This window comes from Sulfurimonas sediminis, assembly GCF_014905115.1.
GTDB classification, from domain to species: domain Bacteria; phylum Campylobacterota; class Campylobacteria; order Campylobacterales; family Sulfurimonadaceae; genus Sulfurimonas; species Sulfurimonas sediminis.
In genome coordinates this window covers 654,127-675,402 of record NZ_CP041235.1, presented here as the reverse complement: position 1 = coordinate 675,402, position 21,276 = coordinate 654,127, and the positions used below count along the sequence as shown (strand labels likewise).

The following is a 21,276-nucleotide window of genomic DNA, read 5'->3' as shown; positions in this document are numbered from 1 at the left end:
TTTCAGCTTAAACTGATTAATTTTTAAGCAGCTTTTACAATTCCTTCATTTTTTATGCAATTGCGCAAAAGTTCATCAGTTTTAAACATTTTATTAAGCGACAATTAGCTAATATATATAAATTTAAATTTTAGGTGTTTCAATGAGCAACTTGTTAAACAATGGTGATATACAAAGTATAAATATAGAAGAAACTCTTCAAAACAGCTATCTTGATTACTCTATGAGTGTTATTGTCGGTCGTGCTCTGCCTGATGTAAGAGACGGACTTAAACCTGTACATAGAAGAATTCTTTATGCAATGGACAAACTCAATCTCTCATTTGGTGCAAAGTATAAAAAATCAGCACGTATCGTCGGTGATGTTATCGGTCAATACCACCCTCACGGAGATACAGCCGTTTATGATGCACTCGTGCGAATGGCGCAGGATTTTTCCATGCGAATGGAACTTGTAGACGGACAGGGAAACTTTGGTTCGGTTGACGGTGACTCGGCTGCTGCGATGCGTTACACGGAAGCCCGTATGACAAAATATGCAGGTGAACTTTTAAAAGATTTGGAAAAAAACACTGTCAATATGATAGACAACTATGACGGTACAACAAAAGAACCGGATGTAATGCCGACACGTGTACCGAACCTTTTGATAAACGGTTCTTCAGGGATTGCGGTCGGTATGGCAACAAACATTCCTCCCCACAACCCTACTGAAATTATGAACGGACTCAAAGCACTCCTGGAAAATCCCAATATCACACTTACTGAAATCATGGAACATATCAAAGCGCCTGATTTTCCGACAGGCGGCATTATATTTGGTAAAAAAGGGATTATGGATGCTTATGAAACAGGGCGTGGCCGTATAAAAGTACGTGCTAAAACACATATTGAGAAAAAAGGAAACAAAGACGTCATTGTCATTGATGAACTTCCTTATCAGGTAAACAAAGCCCGTCTTATTGAAAACGTTGCCAATTTGGTTAAAGACAAAATGATAGACGGGGTGAGCGAAATCAGAGACGAGTCCGACCGGGACGGTATGCGTGTTGTCATTGAGCTCAAGCGTGACACAATCAGTGAAATTGTTTTAAATAATTTATTTAAACAAACTGCAATGCAGACAACCTTCGGTATCATAATGCTCTCCATTTTAAACCAGGAACCAAGAATTTTTGGTCTTATTGACATACTCAAACATTTTATCAATCACCGAAAAACTATTATTATCCGTCGTACAATTTTTGATTTGGAAAAAGCAAAAGCGCGTGCACATATTTTGGAAGGTTTGAAAAAAGCGATAGATATTATTGATAAAGTCATTCGTACTATCCGTGCATCCACAAATGAGGAAGAAGCGAAAGAAAACCTGGTAACAGAATTTGATTTTTCAGAAATCCAGGCTGCAAGCATTGTTGCAATGCGTCTTGGTCGTCTTACAGGACTTGAAATTGAAAAAATTGAAAATGAATTGGCAGAACTTATGAAACAAATTGAGTTTCTTGAGTCAATTCTACAAAGTGAAAAAGTGCTGCACGGTATAATAGGTGATGAATTTGATGAAATTTTACAAACATATACCACAAAACGAAGAACTGACATCGAAGATGACTATGATGATATAGACATAGAAGACTTGATTCCCAACGAACCAATGGTTGTCACAATCACACACAGAGGATACATCAAGCGTGTACCGCTTGCAAGCTATGAAAAGCAAAAACGCGGAGGCAAAGGAAAAACTGCTGTCACAACCTATGAAGATGACTTTATAGAAAACTTCTTTACATGTAATACGCACGATACGCTCCTTTTTGTGACCGACAGAGGACAACTCCACTGGTTAAAAGTCTATCGTATCCCTGAGGGAAGTCGTACAGCCAAAGGAAAAGCTGTTGTCAATTTACTTAATTTAATGGCGGATGAACAGATTCAGTCTATTATTCCGACAACTGATTTCAGCGAAGAGAAATCTTTGGTTTTCTTTACGAAAAACGGCATTGTCAAACGAACAAATTTAAGCGAATTCAGCAACATCAGAAGCAACGGCGTCAGAGCCATTGTTCTTGATGAAGATGATGCGCTCATTACAGCAAAAATTGCGGACAAAAGCATTAAATACCTCTTTATAGTAACAAAACTCGCACAGTGCATCAAATTTGAAATTGAAAAAACCCGTGAACAGGGACGAAGTACACGTGGAGTAAGAGGAATTAAGTTTAAACATAAGGGTGATGAGGTCGTTGATGCAAACATTATAGCAAGTGATGATCAGGAGATTCTGATTGTCGCTGAAAAAGGAATAGGAAAACGTACTGATGCCGGAGAATACAGACTCACAAACCGTGGCGGTTCAGGTGTTATTGCGATGAAGATGACTGCAAAAACAGGCAAGCATATTGTCGGCTGTCTCATGGTAGATGAGGGCATGGATATGATGGCGCTCACAAAAGCCGGTAAAATGATACGTGTTGATATGCAGACAATCTCCAAATCAAGCAGAAACACTTCCGGTGTCTATATAGTAAAAGGGGATGAAGTTGTCAGTATTTCACGCTGTCCGAAAGAGGAAAAAAGCGAAGATGATGAAGAAGAAGACACATCTCCTTCTTTAGACTTGGAATAGTAATTGCTAATAACTAAAATATAAAACCTGGAGTCATACAGACTCCTCCTTTAAGGATATTCTATGAAATACTCTCTAGTATTACTAACATTACTTAGTGTTGTATCTTTTGCAGCACAACCTGCTAAGACTGTAGTAACAGCTATTCCTACCCAAACTGCTAAAACAGTAGTGGCACCTTGCCCTGCTCACAAGATGCAACAACCTTTGCAAAGCGAAGTGCTTTCAGAGAAAAGACCTCTTCTTATCAGTGTCGTCGGGCAAGGTGTTGCACCTATGAATACAACATCTCCCGCACAAGCATATGCTTTGGCAAAACGTGCTGCCATTGCTGATGCATACAGACTTATAGCTGAAAAAGTAAAGGGTGTCAGAGTAGACGGAAAAGACTTGATTAAAAACATGATGGTCAAACGTTCCAGTGTACGAACATCCGTAGATGCAATGGTAAGAAATGCAAATATAGTGGAAACAACATTCAAAGAGGGTTTATGCGAAGTAGAGATGGAAATCACACTTTCTCACTCTCAATTTGTGCAATAATACTTTTTCATTCACTTGCACTCTCTGCAAGTGAATATCTTATTTCCTACAGATATGTCGTAAAAGATGCTTTACTTTATAATCAGGAACTCGAAATATCTCATTCAATGCACAGGTGCAAAGGATTTTCTTCAAATACACTCATTCTCGAATCAGACAACAGTAAAGATTTAAAAAAAATCATTGCACGCAATAATGAAAAATTCATCAACTATATCCAAAAAATTGGTCTGAATGTACAACATTACGCAAGCACAATAAATTTTCAAAACACCTCAACTACGATTATTACTCTAAAAACAACATGCTTCAAAGTCGATTTTAATGATAATTTTGTTAGAATATCAGCTTTAAAATAGCCGAATAAAAACAGGACTTTTTGTGAAAATAGCCATAGTCGAAGATGATATCAATATGCGTAAATCTCTTGAAATTGCTATGGGCGATTACAAAGAGTTTACAGTAAAAACATTTAAAAATGCCAAAGATGCACTCAAAGTTCTTGATGACAGTTTTGATCTGGTCATTACCGATATCAATATGCCCGGTATGGACGGCATAGAATTTGTCAAAGCACTGGGCGGCAGATACGAAGTTATTATCATGACAGGGAATGCAACGCTTGGTCGGGCTATTGACTCTATCCATCTGGGTGTCAAAGATTTTTTACTCAAACCTTTTGATATAGACACACTTGTCGATGCGATTAAACGCGAGGCAGTTGTCCAAAAAGTAAAAAAATCAGTGCAAAAAAGCAAAAAAACGACGAATGATTTCTTAGGCTCGTCTGAAGCACTTACAAAAGTTTTAGGCATTGCCCAAAAGGCTTCCAAAACAGATGCAAGTATTTTACTTTTGGGAGAAAGCGGTGTCGGTAAAGAAGTTTTTGCTTCTTATATACACAAAAACTCTCCAAGAGCGAAAAAACCCTTTGTTGCTATCAACATGGCGGCGATTCCTGAAAACTTGATAGAAAGTGAGCTTTTTGGCTTTGAAAAAGGGGCATTTACCGATGCGACCGAAGCTAAAGCGGGACAGTTTGAACTGGCAAACGGAGGGACACTCTTTTTGGATGAGATAGGAGAGATGCCCTATGGTGTTCAGGCAAAACTGCTTCGGGCCCTGCAGGAAAAAGAGGTGCGCAGACTTGGCTCTGCAAAAGCCATTAAAATAGATATACGCGTCGTTTCGGCAACAAATGCAAATTTAAACGAGAAGATAGAAAAAGGAGAATTCAGAGAGGACCTGTATTACAGACTCAATACAATTCCTCTCCATATTCCACCTTTGAGAGAAAGAAAAGACGAAATATTGGAAATTGCACAAAAGATGATTGCACACAACTGTCAAAAGTACGGTTTTGATACAAAAAGGCTCTCTGCCGAGGCAGAAAGTGAACTTTTATCATATGCCTGGCCCGGAAATATTCGAGAGTTGCTTTCAGTAGTGGAACGTTCTGTCATACTCAGTGAAACCAATGAAATTCAAAAAGACGAACTTTTTTTAAATAACAGAAAATAGAACAGGAGAAAATTAAATGAAAAAATATAACGTAGCTGTTGTCGGTGCAAACGGTGCTGTCGGTGAAGAGATTTTAAGAGTATTGGAAGAGATTGATTTTCCTCTTAAGAAACTGGTACCGCTTGCAAGTGCAAGAAGTGTCGGCAAACAGGTAGAGTTTAACAATGAAAGCTTTGATATTATAGAACTGACACATGATGTCTTTGAAAAAGAAGAGGTAGATATTGCCCTTTTTAGTGCGGGAGGCAGTGTCAGCGCAGAATTTGCCCCTTCCGCAGTTGCAGCAGGTGCCGTTGTCATTGACAACACCTCTCACTTCAGAATGGATCCGAATGTCCCTCTTGTTGTTCCTGAGGTCAATCCCCATGATATTGCACAATGGAAAGAAACAGGCATCATAGCCAACCCAAACTGTTCAACCATACAGATGGTACAGGCACTCAAACCACTGGATGAAGCATATGACCTGGTTCGTGTGGATGTTGATACATACCAGGCAACCAGCGGTGCAGGAAAAACCGCTATGGAAGAGCTGGTCAGTCAAATGCAGGCATTTTTTGCCTTTAAACTTGATGAAGCTGAGCATAAAGCATTTAACCAGCAGATAGCCCTCAATGTCATTCCGCAGATTGATGTTTTCACAGACAACGGCTATACAAAAGAAGAGATGAAAATGGTCAACGAGACAACAAAAATCATGCATAAAGAGATTGCACTCAGTGCTACATGTGTACGCGTTCCGACACTGAGAGGGCATGCAGAAGCGGTAACTATGACTTTTGATTCGGAAATAAATGCAAACGAGGCAAGAGAAATACTTCGTAAAGCACCAAACATAGTGGTTTTAGACAATCCTGATGAAGCACTCTACCCTATGCCGGCTACATGTATAGACAAAAATGAAACATTTGTCGGACGTATTCGAAAAGATCTCTTTTCAAACAATATGCTCCATATGTTTGTTGTTGCTGACAATTTAAGAGTAGGCGCTGCTACAAATGCGGTAAGAATTGCCCAAAAATGGATAGAAATGGAAGAAGGCTTATAAATGATTGAAAAAATCTTTGAAAGCGGGCTCTGGAGTTCACGCTTTATGGTTTTAATGGCTGTTATTTTCGGTCTTATCGGTGCTGTCGCACTTTTTATTGTTGCCAGTTTTGACATCTATGATACCGCTAAACTTGTAATAAACACCTATGTCAACCATCATCACCCGGAACACTTTCATGAACTGGTTGTCGGTGGAATTATAGGTGCCGTGGATTTATATCTTATCGGCGTTGTTATGCTGTTGTTTTCTTTCGGATTGTATGAATTGTTTATCTCGGATATTGATGCGGCAAGAGAAGATGCTACAAGAGAAAACAAAATTTTATCTATTCACTCACTTGACCAGCTTAAAGACAAAATATCCAAAGTAATTGTCATGGTTCTTGTTGTGGGCTTCTTTAAAAAAGTGGGACTGGCAAGCTACCAGACACCGCTGGAATTACTCTATTTAGCCCTTTCTATTACTGCCGTTGCTGTCGGTTTGTATTTTTTAAGTAAAGTTGGACACAATCACTAAGGAAAAAAAATGGGAATAAAAAATAAAATATTCGTAGATGCATGTTTTGGAAAAGAGACACCATACACTCCTGTATGGATGATGAGACAGGCAGGGCGTTATCTGCCGGAGTATATGGCAGTGCGTGCCAAAGCAGGAGATTTTTTAAATCTTTGTCACAATCCGGAAATGGCCTGTGAAGTCACTCTGCAGCCTGTAGACATAGTTGGTGTTGATGCGGCCATACTCTTTAGCGACATCCTTGTAATTCCTGATGAAATGGGTATGGATTTGTCCTTTGTCAAAGGAGAAGGTCCGAAATTTTCTGACCCGATTAAAAATGAAGAGGATATCGACAGACTCGCAGGCGGTGAAGAAGCGGCCAATAAACTGACATATGTATATGATACAATTAAACTCATCAAAACAAAACTGGCAGAGGACAAAGCCCTCATAGGCTTTACAGGTTCTCCCTGGACATTAGCAACCTATATGATAGAAGGACAGGGAACAAAAACATACAATGTATGTAAAAAAATGATGTATGCAAACCCTGAACTCCTGCATAAAATTCTGGCAAAAGTGACTGAAGTTGTTAAACTTTACATGCAAAAGCAGATAGAAGCAGGCATAGATGTCGTCCAGATTTTTGACTCTTGGGCAGCAGCTATTGAGCCAAACAAATATGACGAATTTTCCTGGAAATATATGGTTGAGATTGCCGAATACCTCAAAGAAAAGTATCCGCATATTCCCATCATTATGTTTCCCAAAGGTATTCCTGCATTTTTGGATAAAATATATGGAAACTTTGATGTTTTCGGTGTCGACTGGTCTACGCCGATGGAGTTGGCAAAAGAAAAACTTGGCAGCAAATATGTTCTTCAGGGTAATATGGAGCCATGTCGTCTATACTCAAAAGAGGCAACGACACAGGCTGTAGAAGATATTCAAAATATTATGCAGGGGAAACGTCATATATTCAACCTGGGTCACGGAATTTTACCGGATGTGCCTGTTGAAAATGCGAAGCACTTCATACAAGAGTGCCACCGTGTCAGCAAAAAATAATATTATTTTCGGTCCTGTCAACTCACGCCGTTTCGGTATGAGTTTGGGTATCGACCTCTCACCCTCAGCCAAGCAGTGTAATTTTGACTGTCTCTATTGTGAACTTGCTCCAAGTGCGGCCGTAAAAGAACAGACATTTGTCGTCTCAGTCGATGAAATCATCACCCAGCTGCGTAAACATCTTCATGATAAAATAGATGTCATAACACTGACTGCAAACGGTGAACCTACACTCTACCCTCATCTGGACAGACTGATTGATGCAATAAATAAAATCAAAAAAGATACCCAGACATTAATCCTGACAAACAGTGCCACGCTTGTCAATGAAAAAGTTTTTTCTTCTCTTTTAAAACTTGATCAGGTAAAACTCTCTTTGGATGCTGTAAGCCATGACATTTTCAAAAAGATAGACAGACCCCATCCTTCCATCAAAATAGAAAATGTTGTCCAAAAAGTCATAGATTTTTCTCAAAAATACAGAGGAAAACTTTTTATAGAGATTCTCTTTGTACATGGCATAAATGATACACAAGAGGAGATACAAAAACTAAATGAAGTTTTGCATAAAATAAAATGTCAGAGAGTAGATATCGGCACGATAGACAGACCTCCGGCCTACCCTGTGACAGGAATAAGCTACAAAGAACTGCATACCATAGCCCTTATGTTCGATGCCGATTTGCCCATCCACATAGCTTCGCGACTCCATGCAGAGCCAAACAACTCCCGTTATACAAAAGAAGAGGTGCTCAACACTTTGGACAAGCGTCCTTTGACTCCGGAGGATATTGCTCTGCTTTTTGATGAAAAAAGCAGAGAGAATCTGAACAATTTGCTTACATGTAATGCGGTAACGGTTAAAAAGGTCGGAAATTTAGAATTTTATGTTCCAACCGACAATCTGAAAAGAAAGCGTCACCATAGCAACGGACACTAGATGGAGCATTATAAGATTTGGATTGAAGCCTTTTCCGGTTTGGGACTTTTCCTTTTCGGAATGCTTTATCTTGAAGAACAAATAAAATCTTCCGCAGGACGAGCATTTAAAACACTTGTGCAAAATGCGACAAAAACACATTTTAAAAGCTTGCTTACCGGAATCTTTTCTACAGCTGTATTTCAAAGCTCTTCCGTAGTGACGCTTATGGCTCTTTCGCTTGTCGGAGCACAACTTATGAGTTTACAAAGCAGTATAGCCATTATACTCGGCAGCAATATCGGGACAACTGTCACCGCATGGATTGTTGCTGTTATCGGCTTTAACATGGATATAAAATTGCTTTCCTATGCTGTTATAGGGATAGGAGGCATGGGACAGGTTTTAAGTTCTGACACATCCAAATGGAAAAACTATTTTGGTGTTTTGGTTGGGTTTGGTCTTATATTTTTAGGGCTTGAGGGAATGAAAGAGAGTTTTAGTGACAGTGCCCAAAATTTTGATATGACCGCATATCAGTTTTCGACACCTTACTGGTATGCTTTAATAGGACTCGCTTTAACCGCCCTCATTCAATCGAGTTCTGCTTCCATAGCCATTGCACAAAGTGCACTTTATACACATGTAATCGGTTTTGAGGCTGCGGCTGCTTTTGTTGTTGGAACAAATATAGGAACAACCGTAACAGCTTTACTTGGCAGTATTGGTGGTATTGCGGATAAAAAAAGAGTGGCACTGGCCCATTTGCTTTTCAATGTCTCAACCGGAGTTATCAGTTTACTCTTTTTATATCAATTGATTAGTTTGGTAAACTTTGCATTTCCGCATGCAGACGGTGTCATTAAAATTGCAATTTTTCATACCTTGTTTAATATTTTAGGCGTTCTTCTATGGTACCCCTTCATATCATTTTTGACGACTCTTACACAAAAATACTTTCACCAGGCACAGGACAAAGTTACAAAGTTTATATGTAATGTATCTACAGAAGTTCCGCAAATCGCTATAGAAGCACTCAAAAAAGAGATAGAACATCTTTTGAAAAAAGTTCAGGAGTTTGCCCTGCTTGCCATCAATGTGCCTCCCTCAAAAGTGCTTGACGAGCATATGGCGATAGATAAAATTTTAGATAAGTACACCCACAGTTTTAATGTAGAATTTGAAAAAGTATATGAAAAGATACGTCTTTTAGAAGGTGAAATATACCGTTATGCCTCTGAACTTTCTGCTGTCAATAATGATGAAGAGTACAATGATAAACTAAACAGACTCATAAAAGAAGTCAATTATCTTGCCACTGCCGCTAAAGTCATAAAAGACATGCTGTATGATTTGGATTATTTTTATAATGCACATACAAAGGAAGAACAGCAGTTTTATAAAAACATACGCTATCAAATACTCAAAAATATTCAGGCTTTTAACAAAGCTATCCAGGGAGACGAAGACTCCATTAAAGAGATGGATGAAATTTATAAAAGAATTGCGGATGCTTACAGAAAAAGCACCCTCATTATAAAAGATATTGCAAGAAACCATAGTATCAAATCTGATGTGACGACTATGGCAATCAATGACATGCACTCAGTAAAGAGTTTTTCAAAGTCTATGTACAACATACTGAAATTAAACTAATTCTAAAATTTAAAAAAACAATCTAATTTTGTTTCTTCAAATAAAATCATGCTTATAGATTCTTTTTTTATATATACTGCGTGCAGAGGCATACTGACTGACTTTAGATCTTCTTTTTTATATGAATGATTATCATAATTGTTTAAATCCTTATAATATAATAAAATCTGATATATAATTATTTATAATCTCCGGTTTATTTTACTGTACTTAAATAATTAAATATTATTTAAGAAAAGATTTTCAGTCTTATTTGATAAGATTTTACACAAGCCATTTGAATCAGAAAGAATAACTTTTTATGATTATTATGTGCTCTTATAATCAAGGAGAAGAGATGCCTAAATCAGCATTATCAATAGCTACAATACAGTTGCCGAATTCAAGGTATGGAGAGATAAGCGTTGCTCATATTGAACAACCGTATGGTGACTTCAGCAGTCCCGTCGTAAGTATAGGAATTTCACTTGAAGGGGATGATGACCATGACTGGAAAGTACATTTGCCTTATGAAAAACTCGATGAAGTTATCAAAGCACTTGAAGAAGCCCGTGATATGAGTGATACCATGCCCCGGAATGACAAACATTATCTTGACCTGCATGCCGAAATTGGCGGTGGAGCGTAAGTACGCTTCACGGTTCAATACTTGCATATCCTGTTTCCGGTCTGATGGTTATAGTAACATTTTCATCACTGCCGTTTGCAAGTGTAAGATTACAGTCAATTGTTAAAAGTGCACCATTATTACCTGCTGCAGTGTATGCAGCCGTTGTAGCGGCAAGACTTCCGACAAGAGGTCTGCCTAAATGATCGAAACTGATTATAGACTGATTGGCACAGCCGCCAGAAGTTGTAACTGAAGTTACCCCTTTTAAAACTACACTATTTATATTACTGTTAGTTTGCGGATCTTTTGCAAATCTTGTGTTATTATCACTCACTATGGAAAAACTGTTTCCATTCAAAACAATCTGCCACCGGTCTTTGTACCAAGTGTTATTTTGGGTAAACTTGTCATCTATAATTGCCAAGTGCTGTGTATATCTGATTTGTGAAAGTAAATAAACAGCTGCTTCGGCAACCGGGTTTGTTTTTACTCTGGGGAGAATAACGGCAGCCAGTATCCCAATCACGGCTATTACAAATACCAGTTCAAGTAATGTAAATGCTTTTTTCATTATAATCTCTCTTTTTTTTTACTTAAGCGCAACCACATCCACTACCACAGCTGCCGCCATTGGACTTCTCTGTTGATTCAAGAGACCAGTCATCCGTAGATTCACAGCCAGCATCACAACTCACACCTGTGCTGCAACCAGAAACCGCTGTAGCATTCAAAGCCACTCTTATTACAAACATATCACCTTCGGCTAACTGTGCATCAAAAGTGTGTTTCCCACAGAACTCTTCATTCATAAGTTCAGCTACTATATTTGCATATTTATATGCTTCTTGCTGTGTTTGAAATGTAACATTATTTTCGTATTCACTTTTTTTAAAACACTCACACTCTTTTTCCATTTGTACTGTATACATAAACTCTTTCCTTTATACTATCAATGAACTAAGTATAGTGATTATATGCAAAAGAAGCTTACTTTTCGAAAAGTAATTGTTGTTTATAAAAGTTTTTTTATTTTTTCGGATAATCAACAAACAGCAACCTTGCATTCTCAGCATTACTCTCTTTCCAGTGGTTACATGTAAAGACAATGCCAATAATTCCACATGTAGGCAAATTCTCTTCATAATTAACATAATGCTCAGCTAGTTCATTCAAACCCGGATTATGTCCGACAAGAAATGCCGTACTGAATCTGTCATCAATATTATTGACAATTTTTTGCAGGCTTTGCTTGTCCGCTTCATAAATCTGCTGTAAAAAAATAATTTTTTTATCGTAATGAACTTTGTCTGCAATGATTTTTGCAGTCATCTTCGCTCTTTTTGCAGGGCTGGACAAAATAATATCAGGTATGATTTGATTTTTTGCAAGTCTCTCGCCCATAACAGGAGCATCTCTTTTGCCTTGTTTATTTAAAGGCCTGTCAAAATCATCCAAATCCAAATCTTTCCAACTGGACTTGGCATGTCTTATGATGTATAGAATTTTAATAACACTACCCTCCTTCCCTCTTATATAAAGGCATCTCTAAAAATCCTGATGTATCTCAACATTATAGCAAAAGTACTACTGCTTCGTTAAAACCATTTGAAGCTATTATCGAAATGAAATTGTCGCACTTGGGTATTGAATGGGCGGGAAATATTTGGTAGTTACACTTTGGCACAATATGGGTACAGTGGATAGGAAAAATCTCTTTAAATATCGTATTTTAGGGGTTTAAAAAGAAATGGCTCCGGATACTGGATTCGAACCAGTGACCAAGTGATTAACAGTCACCTACTCTACCGCTGAGCTAATCCGGAATATAAAGAAGTGTCTTAAAATGGTGTCAGAGGGGGGACTTGAACCCCCGACCCCCGGCTTATGAGACCAGTGCTCTAACCAGCTGAGCTACCCTGACATCGTTTAAGAGGGTGGAATTATACATATATTAAACTTTATTTTTACTAAAACAGGCTTTTAATTGAGTAATTTGGACACATACAGCAATCTGTCAAAGAACTTTACATGTAAAAATAAGACAAGCTTAGTCAATATGACTAAAGGTATTGACATTTTTACTTTTTTCTTGTAATATTCTTCTCATAAATTAATCATATTTGTAAGGAGATATAATGAATTTTACACCTTTAGGAAAAAGAGTATTGGTTAAACGTGTTGAAGAGGCTAATACTACGAGTTCAGGTATTATTATCCCTGATAATGCAAAAGAGAAGCCTTCTCGAGGGGAAATAGTAGCAGTAAGTTCAGAAGTGAGTGAGCTAAAAAAAGGTGATGAAGTTATTTTTGGTAAATACTCCGGAAATGAAGTTACACTTGATGGTGATTTATATATAGTAATAGATGTTGATGATATTTTCGGAATCATTGGTTAAGTAAAAAAAATTTAAAAAATATAAGGAGTTTAACAAATGGCAAAAGAGATAATATTTTCAGATAACGCAAGAAACAAACTGGCACGCGGAGTTGAAAAACTCACAGATGCGGTAAAAGTGACAATGGGGCCTCGCGGTCGTAATGTTTTGATCCAAAAAAGCTATGGTGCGCCTAGTATCACAAAAGACGGTGTATCCGTTGCCCGTGAAATTGAGTTACAGGACAACCTGGAAAACATGGGAGCACAACTAGTCAAAGAAGTTGCTTCAAATACTGCGGATGAAGCCGGAGACGGAACAACAACAGCAACAGTGCTTGCAAATGCGATTTTTAGCGAAGGGCTTAGAAACATCACGGCAGGTGCAAACCCTGTTGAAGTCAAACGCGGGATGGACAAAGCCTGTGATTCTATTTTAGAGCACTTAAAAGCAGCTTCTAAATCTATCAAAGACAAAAATGAAATTGCACAGGTAGCAACTATTTCGGCAAACTCAGATGCAAAAATCGGAAATATGATAGCCGAAGCGATGGAAAAAGTCGGTCAAGACGGTGTAATTACTGTTGAAGAGGCAAAAGGTATAGTAGATGAGCTTGATGTTGTTGAGGGTATGCAGTTTGACCGTGGATATCTAAGCCCGTATTTCATTACAAATACTGAAAAAATGACAGCAGAAATCGAAAATCCTTATATCTTACTGGTTGACAGTAAAATCACATCGCTTAAAGATCTGCTTCCTGTTTTAGAGCAGGTACAAAAAACAAGCCGTCCGCTACTTATCATTGCTGAGGATGTAGAGGGTGAAGCACTTTCAACTCTTGTTGTAAACAAACTTCGTGGTGTACTCAACATTTCCGCTGTAAAAGCACCTGGTTTTGGAGACAGAAGAAAAGCAATGCTGCAAGATATTGCAACATTGACAGGCGGTACCGTTATTTCTGAAGAGACAGGTTATACGCTTGAAGGTGCAGAAATTTCTATGCTTGGTCAGGCATCTCGTGTTGTCATAGACAAAGACAATACTGTCATCGTTGACGGAGCAGGAAGTGAAGAAGCTGTCAAAGCTCGTATTTCTGAAATAAAAACACAAATTGAAGCAACGTCGAGTGAATATGACAAAGAAAAACTGCAAGAACGTCTTGCAAAACTCAGCGGCGGAGTAGCAGTTATAAAAGTCGGTGCTGCAACTGAGACTGAAATGAAAGAGAAAAAAGACCGCGTTGATGATGCGCTTTCGGCTACAAAAGCAGCTGTTGAAGAAGGTATAGTCATCGGTGGTGGAGCAGCACTTGTTCATGCTGCTGCAAAAGTAAATATTGATGACCTTGAAGGTGATCAAAAAATCGGTGCTGAGATTATATTACGTGCGGTCAAAGCTCCTATAAAACAGATCGCGCAAAATGCAGGATTTGACACCGGTGTTGTTGTCAATGCAATTCAAAATGCAGAGAATGAAAATATTGGTTTCAATGCGGCAACAGGTGAATATGTAGATATGTTTGAAGCGGGTATTATCGATCCGTTTAAAGTTGAGCGTGTTGCACTTACTAATGCGACTTCCGTTTCAAGCCTGCTCCTTACTACAGAAGCAGCGATTTTTGAAATTCCAAAAGAAGAAGCTCCTGCAGCAGATATGGGCGGAGGAATGCCTCCACAAATGGGAATGCCGGGAATGATGTAAGAAGCAGTGAGTAAAAAAACTGTCTCCTTGGTTCTTGGAAGTGGTGGTGCCCGTGGTCTAGCCCACATTGGCATCATCAGATACCTCGAAGAAAACGATTACGAAATAAAATCTATTTCAGGATGTTCTATCGGTGCGCTTGTCGGTGGGTTTCATGCAGCCGGAGTGTTACATACCTACGAAGAGTGGCTCAAACAGATAGACACCCTTGAAATGCTAAAACTACTTGACTTTAAAGGTTCCGGTGGCATTGTTTCAGGCAACAAATTGATGCAAAAACTTCAAGACCTTCTGGGTGACCACCTCATCGAATCTTTAGATATAAAATTTACAGCTGTCTGTACAGATATAGAAGCTGAAAAAGAAGTATGGATTAACAGTGGTTCTTTGCTGAGTGCCATTAGAGCATCCATCTCTCTACCTCTTTTTTTCACTCCTTTTATCACACCATCAGGAAAAAAACTTGTTGATGGTGGGGTACTCAATCCTGTTCCGATTGCTCCGACATTTCATGATGACACAGACCTCACTATTTCGGTAAATCTGGGTGCTGAAGCTGCTCCTGATATGCCAATAAAAAAGCGTAAAAAGAGTGACACTCCAATACGGCAAAAACTGCAACACTATCTCAAGACTCTCTCATTACCCGATACATTTATCAAAGAAGACAATATGTACGGCATTGCAAACAAATCTTTTGAAACACTCCAGGGAGCACTCGCCCGTATGAAACTTGCAGCGTACCCTTCTGATATAGAAATAGATATACCCAGAAACTTATGCAACACTTTTGACTTTGACAAAGCGGAAGAATTGATAGCATATGGTTATAATTTATGCAAAAAAAGAACTGATTTATAATTTATTGTCTTATAATGACTATACTTAAGTTTGCTATGGGATGGCAATACATAACATACAAGGAAAACAGATGAGTAATAAAATTTTTATAATAACAGTCTTTATAGGAAATATTGCATTTGGTGGTGTTCTACCAAAAACAGATCTGCAGGGAACCATTCACACAAAAAGCACACACAGTTTTAGAGCAAAAGTCAGCAAAAAACTTTTTGAACATGGTCTTGACAAAAAAATCGCAAAAACAAACGTTGACAATGCACTTCTTCATGATGACGCTCTTAATGAGTTGATGACAAAAAACATTCTCAAAAACATCCCTTTGCTCAAAGATGAAGATATATTAAACTTTGTCACACACTCTGCCTTACGAAAAAGAACAGTCGATTTGAGCTCCTATGCCACACTGGTTTCTTTGGTGCAAAAGCACACAGCCGCTTTCATGGATAAAGAATTAATCTCACAGATAGAACAGACAAGCATTGAAAATGAAAAATTAAAATCAATGAAGGTTTTTGTTTAGATGAAGATTGAAAACCCGTTTGAGTCAGGGCATATAAAAAACTATATTTTACTTTATGCCAGTGTTGTCATAATAATGATTTTATTTTTCTTTGCTTCAACACTCTTTCAAGAAGATACAAAAAAAATAGAAAAAAAGAGTTTCAATACAAAAGCACCTGAATTAAAAAAGCCACAGGCTGCAAACAAAAAAACATCTATAAAAGAAAAAAAGTTTAAACTGCTGCAGACAAATTACTAAAGGGCACCTCTAACTGTAAAACTACTCTTTCGTAACTATATACAACTGTTCATGTCCGAGTTTCTTTAAAATATCCATCACATTTACAAAGTCCTGAAACTTGGACTCTTTGTCACTTCGAAGCACTACCGTCTGGTCTTTGGAAACAGCAGAAAGTTTTTGCTGTAACTCTTTGAGGTTTACTTTCTCTTTGTCAAAAAATATCTCACTTTTTGCATTCACATAGACTGTGACCTCTTTTTTTGTATCTTCTTTTTCTGTCGCTTTTGCTTCTGGCAAATTCACGGGAATAACGCCCTGCTTTATAAAAGTAGCTGTTGTCAGTACCATGACAAGCAGAACAAGCATAATATCTATAAAAGGAATGACATTGATCTGGTCAAACTTTTTAAACTGTTTTTTACACTTCATGGGCCACATCAAACTTTGTTAAAATTCTTTCAACTTTACGAAGAAGAATGGTATAGGCGACAATAGCCGGCATTGCCACAACAAGTCCCATCGCCGTAGCTTTAAGTGCAAGGGCAAGTCCTATCATGATTTTTTTGGCATCCACAGCACCCAAATCACCCAAAGTATAAAAAGTGATCATGATGCCGATGACCGTTCCCAGCAGACCGACATAGGGTGCATTTGTTCCTATTGCACTTATGACATTGATATTGTCCGTTAAGTCAAGTTCCAAATTGTCTCTGTGTTTATAATCTTCTATGCGTACACTCTTGTAAAACATCATTCTTTCAATAAAAAGCCACAAAGTGACAATACTCATAAGTATCAAAGTCCCCATAACACCATAATCAAGGGCCTGTTCTGCATATGTCATTATATCATTTGTTATTTGCATTCATATTCCTGTTTAAATTTTAATTCTACTGTTGTTCCAATATTTTTTGATGACTGCAACAGCAGTTCTATATTGTTTCTTTCACAAAATCTTTTGACAAGATTTAATCCTATGCCAAAACCCTGCATATTTTTGTTTGACTGGTAATAGTTGTCAAAGATACGAACAAGTTCAACCTCATCCATCCCTATTCCGTAATCTTTTATTTTTATACTGTTGTTTTTTACCTCAATATCTATATTTCTTGAAGTGCCTGAGTATTTTACCCCATTATCAATAATATTGTCAATTACTTTGCCCAAACCTTTTTGATCGCTCAATACAGGCATTTTTTCCAGCACAAGATTAAATTTCATTTGAGGATATATTTTTTTTACAAAGTCAACTCTCTGTTTGACTAACGCATCAGCAAAAAACATCTCTTTTATCTTTTGATTTGTCTGCATCTTAATCAGATAATCCAACTCATTATAACGCTCTTTAAGCATCATACAGGCTGTATTTATACGTCCGATGCGCTTGAGTATTTTCTCATCATGGCAGTTTTTGCCTAAAAGCTGTGTCGTTGTGGTAATGGTGCTGATAGGCAGATTAAGCTCATGGAGGGTCTCTTTTGAAAGGTTTTGCAACTCTTGAACATACTCAGCCAAAGGATCAACTGCAAGTTTGGATATAAATACGCCTGAGAGTATAACAATACAAAGAACAATAAAAGCAAACATATAAAGATTCTCTACATGTAACACGTTGATAAAATAATATCCAAGCAGTAAAAAACCTGCTACAGTAAAAAAGTAATAAACAAAGATAATGATTCGAAGATTACGAAACAAGTTTGTATCCGATGCCGCGAATATTTTCTATGCACATAGTAGGCAGTAATTGCTTGAGCCTGTTTATATAAACGCGTATAGCTCCATCACTTCCTCCTCCGTCAGCCGTTGTCCATAATTCTTCATATATCAGCTCTTTTGGTACAGGAGAGTTGACATGATTCATCAGCAACACTAAAAGTTCATACTCTTTTTTTGAAAGTTCCAAAGCCGTTTTATTATAATAGATACATTTATGCAGCTTGTCATGACACAGTTCCCCGATACATTCCGCTTCTTTGGTCTTGGTTCTTTTCATAAGTGCCTGTATACGAAATAAAAGTTCCGCATTATCAAAAGGTTTTGTCAAAAAGTCATCACAACCGCTTACAAAACCACGATGAAGCATCTCTTTCTCTTTATGCGAAGTGAGAAAAATGGCAGGTGTTTCATCCTGGGCAGAGCGTAAATCACCAAGCAGTGAAATGCCGTCTATAAGAGGCACATTGATATCTAAAAGATAAATATCAAACTTTGTATCATAGGTGGCATCAAGAGCATCCTGCCCGTTTGGATAATGAAGCACTTCATACCCCTCTTCCTCGAGTAAGTCCACAAGGGTCTCTCCAAAAAGAAGGTCATCTTCAAGCAGCAGTATTTTAATCGACACTCTCTATAGCCCATCCGATTTTTTCACCGGCAAACATTGGTACAACACCCGAATAATTTTCAGGTACCAAAAACGGTCGTTTTTCCAAAATCACTTCTTTGAATTCAGGGCAAATTCCATAAATATTTTGTGCATTATCACTTACAAATGCCTGCAAATTGTCAAGTTTGTCAAACTGGTCAAATATTTCTGTTAAAAGCTGTAGTGAGATAGGCGCGGTAAAAATGCCCGCCGCACAGCCACAGGACTCTTTTTTATGCTGAGGATGCGGCGCAGAATCTGATCCGAACATTACTTTTGGATGTGCTTCAAGCGCTACACTTAGGAGTGCATCCAAATCTTCGGGTCTTTTGGCAATCGGTTTGCAAAAAAGGTGCGGCCGCATCAATCCGCCGATGACATCATCCAGTGTTAAGAGCAAGTGATGCACGGTAATCGTCGCATACAAATTCGGATATTTGTCCAACATGGCAACCGCTTCTTTGGTTGTAATATGTTCCATTATAATTTTCAAATCAGGAAAATTCTGTGCCAAAAGCTCATAAATACTCATAAATTCCGCTTCTCTGTCCATTACAAAGCCATCCGTCTCGCCGTGCACGCACAAAGGAATACCCAAGCTGCTCATAGTCTCCAAAGTAGTACGCATCTCTTCAATATCAAAAGAGCTGACACCACCCTCTGAATTTGTAGTAATTCCTGCAGGATAGAGTTTAATCGCTGTTATTTCATCCACTATGCTTTCTAAAAAAGCTTTATCATAGTTTTTATAAAACAGTGTCATATAGGGTTCAAAATAATCATTTGGAACCGCTGCCATAATCCGTTCTCTGTATGCTAAAAGATCTTCTCTTGTTGCAACAGGAGGCACAAGATTGGGCATTATTATAGCCCCGCTGTAACTGTATGCACTCAAGGGCGCTACATTTTCAAGCATAACGCCGTCACGAAGGTGCAGGTGCATATCCAGAGGCATTAAAAGTGTATGGGTTTTCATAAAAATTTCCTTAAATTTATCAATACAAATATTATAACAAATTCGCGGTTAAATGCCCCATAAATATACATCGCTAAACCAAAGAAGTAGGTAAATCCCACGAAAAATAAAACAAATCTTAATCAATATAGTTTGATTCAATCAATTGAACACTAAAATCATCACGATAAAGAGCATTTCTTTTAATATCTGCCATTGTAGTTTTACCGGTTAGGAGTACCTTTTTATCTTTGTTCTCATTTAAAAACAACTGATAAAGATTAACAGTAAAACTTCTAAGAATAGCTATAGAGAAAGGCTCTTTATATGCTATATGGTCATCTTCTTCAGTAAGCATATCTAAGTGATAGTGATATGTTTCCACTCTCCAATGTTGCAGTATCTTTTGAAGAAACTCTTTTGCAGTTGTTTTAAAGTTAGCCATTAAATATTGAGTTGAAATTGTAACTTCACCAGTCTGTGCATTTGTTAATGTTTTCGTCACTTTAATGAGTGATTGAATATTTTGAAAGTTCTCATGATACATAACTAAATCAGCACTTTTATTTTGAAAAACTTCTACTTTTCGAGAGACTCTTTTGTTGTTTTCAGTTAAATAGCTATCTTCATCATCAACTCTATCTGTAGGCTGATTAAACTCTTCTATGGTCTTTATAGCTTTCTCTTTGAGGTGTTTCTGGTTATCTTTGAGTTTTGCTATATATCTGTTACCTTGCTCATCAATAGTGTTGAGAATCTCTGATTGAGTAAGCAGTGCATCAAAGGAAAATATCTGTCCTTCATTGCTAAAAATATTATCGTTTAAAACCTCTTTGAGTGCAGTAATTTCGCTACTCTTATTTTTATCTAAAAACTTGTGAGCAAACACTATTTTTATATCTTTATCCAAGATATTTAGTATTGCTTTATGTCTTTCCTGTGTGTATTGACCATTCACGTCGCTACCTCTCAGCCACTTCCCGTCAATAGCAATATTTTCTTGTGCAATGAATGGAAAAAAGAACTCTCTAAATACTTTTTCCAAAGCATTATTATCTGTGTTTATCAATAAACGATGATATGTTGATTTGGAAGGAATCGTTATCTCTTCTTTATCAAAAATCTCTTTGAGTATTGCATTGTCTTTGTTATATATCATCCATGAAAATATATCCTTAAAAGTTGTATTTCCTTTGATAAGTGCAAAAAGTGTCATGAAAAGAACTTCGTGCAATGGATATTCTATCTTCCCTGTATCTACTCTATAGTCTGGGATACTTTTTAGCGATTCAAGTAAGGCTTTTGTGCGTGTTAATTTGATGGTAAACTCCTTGTTTTAGGAGTCTAAGCAATATTTCTTCCAGTTCTTTTGAATCTATTGATTAAGATTTATTTTATTTTTCGTGGGATTTACCTACCAAAGAAGCATGCCTACAGGTGCCAAAAACTTATATAAATGACTGAGCTTTACAAAAGGTTTTCCTTCTATAAAAACACCGACCTGCACAGCAGAGACCATAAGTGAAGCGAGAATAAGAAAAAGCCAAGAAACAAGTAAAACTGTATACCATGTTTTATGGGTAAAACCATACACAAGCAAAGCCACGATTGCAATAAAAACAAGCGTGTTTTGAATATTCATATTGAGATTGGCTTTTTCCTCTTTTTTGTAAACGCGGGCGATTTTAAAGTAGAAAAAGGCAAGAAAAAGCATTGTATAGTAAAGCATTGGCAAAACTCCGTATTTTTACAGGAATTCTACCTAATTAAGTTTAACTAATC

The 21,276-nt window shown here is 37.6% G+C and carries 25 protein-coding genes and 2 tRNA genes; 15 read left to right on the top strand and 12 right to left on the bottom strand.

Annotated elements, in window-relative coordinates:
- Nucleotides 1-142 precede the first annotated feature (142 nt).
- The 10 genes from gyrA to FJR45_RS03710 all read left to right on the top strand — a co-directional run bounded on the left by gyrA (nucleotide 143) and on the right by FJR45_RS03710 (nucleotide 10,510).
- Nucleotides 143-2,626, top strand: coding sequence for a DNA gyrase subunit A (gene gyrA, locus FJR45_RS03755; RefSeq protein WP_193151414.1), 2,484 nt, complete (start codon nucleotides 143-145; stop codon nucleotides 2,624-2,626).
- Nucleotides 2,627-2,689: 63 nt separating this feature from the next.
- On the top strand, nucleotides 2,690-3,169 hold the full coding sequence (locus FJR45_RS03750; RefSeq protein WP_193151413.1) for an LPP20 family lipoprotein: 480 nt from the start codon (nucleotides 2,690-2,692) through the stop codon (nucleotides 3,167-3,169).
- On the top strand, nucleotides 3,118-3,528 hold the full coding sequence (locus tag FJR45_RS03745) for a hypothetical protein (RefSeq protein WP_193151412.1): 411 nt from the start codon (nucleotides 3,118-3,120) through the stop codon (nucleotides 3,526-3,528). Before FJR45_RS03750 ends, FJR45_RS03745 begins: the two co-directional genes overlap by 52 nt.
- A 22-nt stretch (nucleotides 3,529-3,550) precedes the next feature.
- The gene (locus FJR45_RS03740; protein WP_193151411.1) at nucleotides 3,551-4,690 is read left to right on the top strand and encodes a sigma-54-dependent transcriptional regulator; all 1,140 of its coding nucleotides are present in this window, start codon (nucleotides 3,551-3,553) and stop codon (nucleotides 4,688-4,690) included.
- 16 nt (nucleotides 4,691-4,706) lie between these two features.
- Nucleotides 4,707-5,738 (top strand): aspartate-semialdehyde dehydrogenase, encoded by a 1,032-nt coding sequence (locus FJR45_RS03735; RefSeq protein WP_193151410.1) that lies wholly within the window; start codon nucleotides 4,707-4,709, stop codon nucleotides 5,736-5,738.
- Complete coding sequence (locus FJR45_RS03730; RefSeq protein WP_193151409.1) at nucleotides 5,739-6,257, top strand: YqhA family protein; 519 nt, start codon at nucleotides 5,739-5,741, stop codon at nucleotides 6,255-6,257.
- Nucleotides 6,258-6,266: 9 nt separating this feature from the next.
- The gene (gene hemE, locus FJR45_RS03725) at nucleotides 6,267-7,307 is read left to right on the top strand and encodes a uroporphyrinogen decarboxylase (protein WP_193151408.1); all 1,041 of its coding nucleotides are present in this window, start codon (nucleotides 6,267-6,269) and stop codon (nucleotides 7,305-7,307) included.
- Entirely contained in the window at nucleotides 7,291-8,247 is a 957-nt protein-coding gene (locus tag FJR45_RS03720; protein ID WP_226966467.1) for a radical SAM protein, read from the top strand. The genes hemE and FJR45_RS03720 overlap by 17 nt, the downstream gene beginning before the upstream one ends.
- Entirely contained in the window at nucleotides 8,248-9,882 is a 1,635-nt protein-coding gene (locus FJR45_RS03715; protein ID WP_193151407.1) for a Na/Pi cotransporter family protein, read from the top strand.
- A 337-nt stretch (nucleotides 9,883-10,219) separates the two neighbouring features.
- The gene (locus FJR45_RS03710; RefSeq protein ID WP_151900825.1) at nucleotides 10,220-10,510 is read left to right on the top strand and encodes a hypothetical protein; all 291 of its coding nucleotides are present in this window, start codon (nucleotides 10,220-10,222) and stop codon (nucleotides 10,508-10,510) included.
- A 7-nt stretch (nucleotides 10,511-10,517) separates the two neighbouring features.
- On the opposite strand, the gene FJR45_RS03705 is transcribed toward FJR45_RS03710, so the two are convergent.
- The 5 genes from FJR45_RS03705 to FJR45_RS03685 all read right to left on the bottom strand — a co-directional run bounded on the left by FJR45_RS03705 (nucleotide 10,518) and on the right by FJR45_RS03685 (nucleotide 12,413).
- On the bottom strand, nucleotides 10,518-11,063 hold the full coding sequence (locus tag FJR45_RS03705) for a type II secretion system protein (protein ID WP_193151406.1): 546 nt from the start codon (nucleotides 11,061-11,063) through the stop codon (nucleotides 10,518-10,520).
- Between the two features lie 22 nt (nucleotides 11,064-11,085).
- Nucleotides 11,086-11,421, bottom strand: a complete 336-nt coding sequence (locus FJR45_RS03700; protein ID WP_193151405.1) for a hypothetical protein — start codon at nucleotides 11,419-11,421, stop codon at nucleotides 11,086-11,088.
- Nucleotides 11,422-11,518: 97 nt separating this feature from the next.
- Nucleotides 11,519-11,983: a SixA phosphatase family protein gene (locus FJR45_RS03695; protein WP_226966507.1), complete on the bottom strand. Its 465-nt coding sequence runs from the start codon at nucleotides 11,981-11,983 to the stop codon at nucleotides 11,519-11,521.
- A gap of 257 nt (nucleotides 11,984-12,240) precedes the next feature.
- Nucleotides 12,241-12,315 (bottom strand) — tRNA-Asn (locus FJR45_RS03690).
- Nucleotides 12,316-12,336: 21 nt separating this feature from the next.
- Nucleotides 12,337-12,413 (bottom strand) — tRNA-Met (locus tag FJR45_RS03685).
- A gap of 214 nt (nucleotides 12,414-12,627) precedes the next feature.
- Between FJR45_RS03685 and groES the strand changes: the two genes are divergently transcribed.
- The 5 genes from groES (at nucleotide 12,628) to FJR45_RS03660 (ending at nucleotide 16,189) form a co-directional block, all read left to right on the top strand.
- On the top strand, nucleotides 12,628-12,888 hold the full coding sequence (gene groES / locus FJR45_RS03680; protein ID WP_151900829.1) for a co-chaperone GroES: 261 nt from the start codon (nucleotides 12,628-12,630) through the stop codon (nucleotides 12,886-12,888).
- Between the two features lie 36 nt (nucleotides 12,889-12,924).
- The gene (gene groL, locus FJR45_RS03675; RefSeq protein ID WP_193151404.1) at nucleotides 12,925-14,568 is read left to right on the top strand and encodes a chaperonin GroEL; all 1,644 of its coding nucleotides are present in this window, start codon (nucleotides 12,925-12,927) and stop codon (nucleotides 14,566-14,568) included.
- Nucleotides 14,569-14,574: 6 nt separating this feature from the next.
- The gene (locus FJR45_RS03670) at nucleotides 14,575-15,429 is read left to right on the top strand and encodes a patatin-like phospholipase family protein (RefSeq protein ID WP_193151403.1); all 855 of its coding nucleotides are present in this window, start codon (nucleotides 14,575-14,577) and stop codon (nucleotides 15,427-15,429) included.
- Nucleotides 15,430-15,499: 70 nt separating this feature from the next.
- Nucleotides 15,500-15,949, top strand: coding sequence for a hypothetical protein (locus tag FJR45_RS03665; RefSeq protein ID WP_193151402.1), 450 nt, complete (start codon nucleotides 15,500-15,502; stop codon nucleotides 15,947-15,949).
- The gene (locus FJR45_RS03660) at nucleotides 15,950-16,189 is read left to right on the top strand and encodes a hypothetical protein (RefSeq protein ID WP_193151401.1); all 240 of its coding nucleotides are present in this window, start codon (nucleotides 15,950-15,952) and stop codon (nucleotides 16,187-16,189) included. It abuts the gene before it with no gap.
- Between the two features lie 21 nt (nucleotides 16,190-16,210).
- Here FJR45_RS03660 and exbD read toward each other — a convergent pair whose 3' ends face one another.
- From exbD to FJR45_RS03625, 7 genes are all read right to left on the bottom strand, one after another.
- Nucleotides 16,211-16,600, bottom strand: a complete 390-nt coding sequence (gene exbD / locus FJR45_RS03655) for a TonB system transport protein ExbD (RefSeq protein WP_151900834.1) — start codon at nucleotides 16,598-16,600, stop codon at nucleotides 16,211-16,213.
- Complete coding sequence (gene exbB / locus FJR45_RS03650; RefSeq protein WP_188109973.1) at nucleotides 16,590-17,036, bottom strand: TonB-system energizer ExbB; 447 nt, start codon at nucleotides 17,034-17,036, stop codon at nucleotides 16,590-16,592. Before exbB ends, exbD begins: the two co-directional genes overlap by 11 nt.
- On the bottom strand, nucleotides 17,027-17,869 hold the full coding sequence (locus FJR45_RS03645; RefSeq protein ID WP_193151400.1) for a sensor histidine kinase: 843 nt from the start codon (nucleotides 17,867-17,869) through the stop codon (nucleotides 17,027-17,029). Before FJR45_RS03645 ends, exbB begins: the two co-directional genes overlap by 10 nt.
- Nucleotides 17,859-18,518 (bottom strand): response regulator transcription factor, encoded by a 660-nt coding sequence (locus FJR45_RS03640; protein WP_193151399.1) that lies wholly within the window; start codon nucleotides 18,516-18,518, stop codon nucleotides 17,859-17,861. Before FJR45_RS03640 ends, FJR45_RS03645 begins: the two co-directional genes overlap by 11 nt.
- On the bottom strand, nucleotides 18,508-19,515 hold the full coding sequence (gene pyrC, locus FJR45_RS03635; RefSeq protein ID WP_193151398.1) for a dihydroorotase: 1,008 nt from the start codon (nucleotides 19,513-19,515) through the stop codon (nucleotides 18,508-18,510). The genes FJR45_RS03640 and pyrC overlap by 11 nt, the downstream gene beginning before the upstream one ends.
- A 118-nt stretch (nucleotides 19,516-19,633) precedes the next feature.
- Entirely contained in the window at nucleotides 19,634-20,815 is a 1,182-nt protein-coding gene (locus tag FJR45_RS03630) for an ISAs1 family transposase (protein WP_226966519.1), read from the bottom strand.
- Between the two features lie 93 nt (nucleotides 20,816-20,908).
- Nucleotides 20,909-21,223, bottom strand: a complete 315-nt coding sequence (locus FJR45_RS03625; protein ID WP_193151397.1) for a hypothetical protein — start codon at nucleotides 21,221-21,223, stop codon at nucleotides 20,909-20,911.
- Nucleotides 21,224-21,276: the final 53 nt, after the last annotated feature.